This window comes from Paenibacillus sp. 01T422 (assembly GCF_056398785.1).
In genome coordinates this window covers 1-5,179 of record NZ_JBFTQB010000434.1, presented here as the reverse complement: position 1 = coordinate 5,179, position 5,179 = coordinate 1, and the positions used below count along the sequence as shown (strand labels likewise).

The following is a 5,179-nucleotide window of genomic DNA, read 5'->3' as shown; positions in this document are numbered from 1 at the left end:
CATTCCCCCACCTCCTCAATAGAAGGAAATAACCCTTGCATTAACCCCCTCCTATGAGATTTTAATGTTTCAATTTTTTCTGATTGGGTGGCTATATAAGAATCAATAGATGTGAGGAAATCAGCAATTTTTTGTTGTTCCTTCAAATGCGGGCGTTTCAATAATGTTGCATAAACAATATCGCTGCTTATATTTTGAACAACTCCGCCTGTCGAAAGCGCAGCATACTGCTTTTGAAGATAATCTGAATTTAATTGTTGTAACAAAAATTGTTTGTTGAAATGTTTTTCATACTCTCTTAATACAAACCAACCATCATAGATACAACCAGATATTTCAAGCTCATATGTTTTTCCAAAACTCATAGAATTAGCAAGTATAAGTTCTCCACTTGCTACAAATCGAGATTTCTGAGCGCCTTCATGTGTAATTTGTTCTTCTACACTGCGAATTTTAAATCCATCAGATTTCTTTGTATCACCAATTTTTATCCAGTTAACGCCATCATTCTTAGTGATATAATTTTGTATTGGACGCGGAGAACTGCCTCTATATAATTTTATAAATGCTTTAAAAGAGTTTTCCTCCCACTCACCGTAATTCCTAAACTCTAGAAACCTCCATTCAGGCACAGTTTTTCCTTCGGTGGGGAATAACTTCTGCAGTAAGCCTTTTTTATGTAGTTTCAGAGCTGCAAGCTTTTTATCCTCAGCGGCGATGAGGTCGTCAAGTGAGGATAGACATTCAGCTATTTTTTGTTGCTCGGCTATTGCTTTTGGTATGAATACCTTTATTTTTTCTATAGTTGCTTTAGATAAACTTGGAACTCCTCCAGCTTCGTTGTATTTCAACCAATCTATTTTCCGAAAAATATTATAAGCAAATTTTGGAACGAAATTTCTATAAGAATGCGTATAAAAAAGAGTATCAACGGTCCAAAATTTTCCGCTAAGAAAAATAGGCCTGTTAATTGTTCCCTTTCTTCCAATACATACGCTTTCCCCATCGTATAAGTAATCATTTACGGATCTCATGTATCCACCAGAACCATAGACAGGGATATTCCCATCTAATAAATGTTTATGATCTTTACCATTCCCAATAGTCAATAATTGCCCAAGTCTTTTATTTTTCCATTCRCCATCATTTAAAAACTCAGGAAATCTTAACTTTGGCAACGCTTTTATCTCTTTATTACTCATATGCCTTTAACCCCACAATCTCACGTCCATTGGCTGCCTTTTTCAGCAACGGAATTAAATCTTCCATCAGTTCCAATTCTTTTTTTGTTCTGTCTTTCCAGCCAAGGCCAAGAGGCTCTAAAAGGTCACTTAACTTCTCACCATCAAAAATCATACGCTCCATAATCTTATCAACAAATGCTTGCAATGAGGCCGGCTCCATATCATGTTTGGTTGCAACTGTAGCTAATTCTTTAACCGATTTATCTGCCTTGAATTTTTGATAACCTTCCCTTATGGATTTTACATCCAATCCCTTGCCAGCTTCCAAAGAGTTGATATATTCTTCTATATCTTCTCGTTCATCCATCATGTTAGAGGTTGAAGATATAAGGTCAATCAACTCTTTCTTGGTCATTTTTTCTTTTTTTGGAACATCAGGCTGTGTATATTCTGAAATCAGCGACATGATATAATCATAGTCAATAATGGCAGAGGAGAACAAAACAAACTCAAAATCGAGTTGTTCAATCTCTGGTGCCTTATCCGCAGTACCTTTTCCTTGCTGCGCCTTTAACCTTTGAGCCGTCTCAATATATGCCCCACGGAATGCACGCAAGGTGTCCTCAGGCAGCAATTTTTGAATAATTGCTGCTTGATCTTCTTTTATATCTGTATATTGATCAAGCTGCGTTTTAAGTCGCTGCACCTCTTTAAATTTATCAATAAACTCTGCACGAGCAGTATCACCTTTCAAGTTACTTACTTCTTCCGGTTTACACTCCAACCCTTGTGATTCCATAAACTTTTCAAGGTGGGCAACTGCCTTATCCAACTTTTGAACCACGTCAGGAGCCGGATCAACAAGCCAAATTTCTTTTACCTTCTCGCTGCTTTCTGTCCCGGAAAAGAGTTTGATAGCATCATCGACCTCATTTTCGAGCCCTCTAAAGTCAATAATGTTACCATATGGTTTTGTGGGATTTAGAACACGATTTGTTCTTGAGAAAGCCTGAATTAAGCCGTGCTGCTTTAAGTTTTTATCAACATACAGAGTATTTAAATACTTAGAGTCAAAGCCAGTTAACAGCATATCCACAACAATAATGATATCAATTTTGTTTTTGTGCGGGTAATCTGCATTCGTATATTGTTGGTCTTTAATACGTTTTTGAACATCCTGATAATACAAGTCAAATTCGTTTATGCTGTGGTTCGTACCATATTGAGCGTTGTAATTATCAATAATAGCTTTCAGAGCTGCTTTTTTCTTATCGGGCTCCTGCTCATTATCGGCTTTTTCTTGTACAAGATCTTCTTGAAGTTGCTTCACATCTTTATTACCCTCAGCTGGAGGAGAAAAGACGCAAGCAATATTTAGTGGATTAAATTTCTCATCTCCACTATTTTTGAGTTCTTCTTGCAGAGTTTTAAACAGTTCAAAATACTCAATTGCGTCATTAATCGAAGATGTTGCAAAGAGTGCATTATACCGTCTGTTATATGTTGCTGCATCATGCTTTAATAAGATTGCTTCTACAACTGCTCGCTTATATTCCTTAGAGGATACTTTGGCGGCCTTCTTATCATCTTCTGGTTTGAAATAATCGATATGAAAACGCAATACATTACCATCGTCAATTGCATTTGTTATGGTGTAGGGATGAAGCAGCTGTTGAAATACATCTTCTGTTGTTCTGTAAGAGCCCACGGTACCATCAATTTTCTTATATGTGGAGTTTTTTTCAAAAATTGGTGTTCCGGTAAAGCCGAAAAGCTGCGCTTTCGGAAAAAAGGTCTTTATGGCATCGTGGTTATCTCCGAACTGGGAACGATGGCATTCATCAAATATAATTGCCATTCGTTTATCCCTGAGTTTCTCTAATCTTTCTTTAAAGGTGAGTTCACCTTTTTTCTTTTTCTCTTGGTTACGTCTACTGTCCTCATCAAGGGCTAATCCAAGCTTTTGAATGGTGGTAACAATCACCTTGTCTTTATAGTCGTCAGAAGTAAGACGCCTAACCAAACTTTCTGTATTTGTGTTTTCCTCGACGCAGCCCTCTTGGAACTTATTGAATTCTAAGCGCGTTTGTCTGTCGAGGTCTTTTCTGTCAACGACAAATAAACACTTTTCAATCTCAGGATTGTCCTTCAATAGTGTAGATGCTTTGAAAGAGGTCAGTGTTTTTCCACTTCCGGTAGTATGCCAAATGTAGCCGTTACCACGGTTTTGTTCAATGCAATCCATAATCGCCTTAACAGCGTAAATCTGATAAGGACGCATTATCATCAGTTTTTGTTCACTTACAACAAGAACCATATATCGGCTAATTAATTGCCCGAGGGTGCATTTAGGCAAAAATCTATCCGCAAAGTCATACAGATTCGTTATCTTTTTATTCTTTTCATCTGCAAACTCATAAATTGGCAAAAATCTTTCATCTGCATCAAAACAAAAGTGTTCTATGTGGTTATTGGCAAAGTAGTATGTTTTTGTTTCATTGCTAACAATAAAAAGCTGCATAAAACAAAGAAGTGAGTTGGTATACCCATTGCCTTGATCATTTTTATAATCAACAATCTGCTCCATTGCTTTTTTGGGTGTAATTTGTAGAGCTTTTAATTCAATTTGAACTACAGGTACACCGTTAATTAGAATAATAGCATCATACCGGTGGTTACTGTTGTCTGTATTGATACGCAACTGATTTATTACTTCAAATTCATTTTTGCACCAATCTTTAATGTTTACTAGAGTGTATTGTAAAGGTATTCCATCATCGCGTTTGAAAGYATTAATTTCTCGTAACGTTTTAGCGGCCACAAATACATCTGCAGTGATAATGCTGTCCCTGAGACGTGCAAATTCAGAATCGCTTAACTTAACACGATTCAATCTTTCAAAATGTTCTCTGAAATTAGCCTCAAGAGACACTTTATCTCGAATGTCTTCTCGATATGTGTACTTTAAATCTTGTAGTTTTTTAATAAAGTCTACTTCAATTTGCTTTTCAGATTTCATATTTAATCTCCTCGTATTCTTCAAGGACTCATGTCTATTATGTTCCAACAATCAACTCAATCTGTTCAGAACTTATATTTCTACTTTTTCAAAGCTCAATTAAAGCATGATAAGGTTTTTCTCCTGGCATTCACCGGTATAAATCCAACATGAAGTTCGCGAGCAAGTCTCTCTTGAGAAAAACCTAAATCCAAACGCGCAGTCTTAATTATTCAGTAAAGTGCCATTTATAAACAACTATAGTACATTGTATCATATCCTATGAACTACAGTAAGAGCACGTTTTAGGCTTGTAAACCAACGGGGTATTTTCAGTACTCATTTTACATACCTCGAATTGTCCTTATGGTACCATGTGGGTGACGATTTCGAAGCCGAGTTAATAAGGTGGCTTCCATCGCCGGAAGTGTGGCTCATTTTTTCCGGAGGGCTGGTTTAATAATCATCGGAATGTTGACTCTTTTTAACCGTAATATTCAGCGAACAGAGTAAATGATAAAAACCTGTGGTTGAGAGTAGCCGCAGAATTCTAACTGTTATTATTGCAGAGCAATGGTCACTGGTGATTAACCAGAAACTTTCTCATTCTTTCATAATGATTTTCAAATTAATCTCATTACCATCCTTAGTGTAGATGATTGTGTCAATGAATTCACGAAGAATATCATTTGCTTCATTTTCAGGAATGTTGTCACCATGGATTAGAAACCGTTTCATGTTTTCAATGCGAGTAGAGACCTTATCTTGTTCTGACATATTGTTCTCTGCTGTCATGGTTTCGATTTGTTCTTCAAGTAATGCGATCTGCTCCTTAAAGGATGCAATTTGTTTTCGAGCCTCATCTGGTGTGAAGATTTCCATAACGAATCCTTGCTGTACTCGTTTAATATCCTTGTTTAGCTTCTCGATCTGCTTATCTTTACGTTTGATCTCTTCATCAAAATTCTGTACCATCTCTTCATCAAAATTCTGTACC

Annotated in this window: 3 protein-coding genes; all 3 read right to left on the bottom strand. The window is 36.6% G+C overall.

All coding sequences use genetic code 11. From position 1 onward, the window contains the following. The coding region (locus AC1DUA_RS22275; protein WP_477501858.1) for a restriction endonuclease subunit S at positions 1 to 1,202 on the bottom strand (1,202 nt) is incomplete at its 3' end. Beyond that, the gene (locus AC1DUA_RS22270; protein WP_477501857.1) at positions 1,195 to 4,203 is read right to left on the bottom strand and encodes a type I restriction endonuclease subunit R; all 3,009 of its coding nucleotides are present in this window, start codon (positions 4,201 to 4,203) and stop codon (positions 1,195 to 1,197) included. The genes AC1DUA_RS22270 and AC1DUA_RS22275, both read right to left, overlap by 8 nt. A gap of 582 nt (positions 4,204 to 4,785) precedes the next feature. Further along, positions 4,786 to 5,179: FlxA-like family protein (locus AC1DUA_RS22265; protein WP_477501856.1), on the bottom strand; the 394-nt coding region annotated here is incomplete at its 5' end.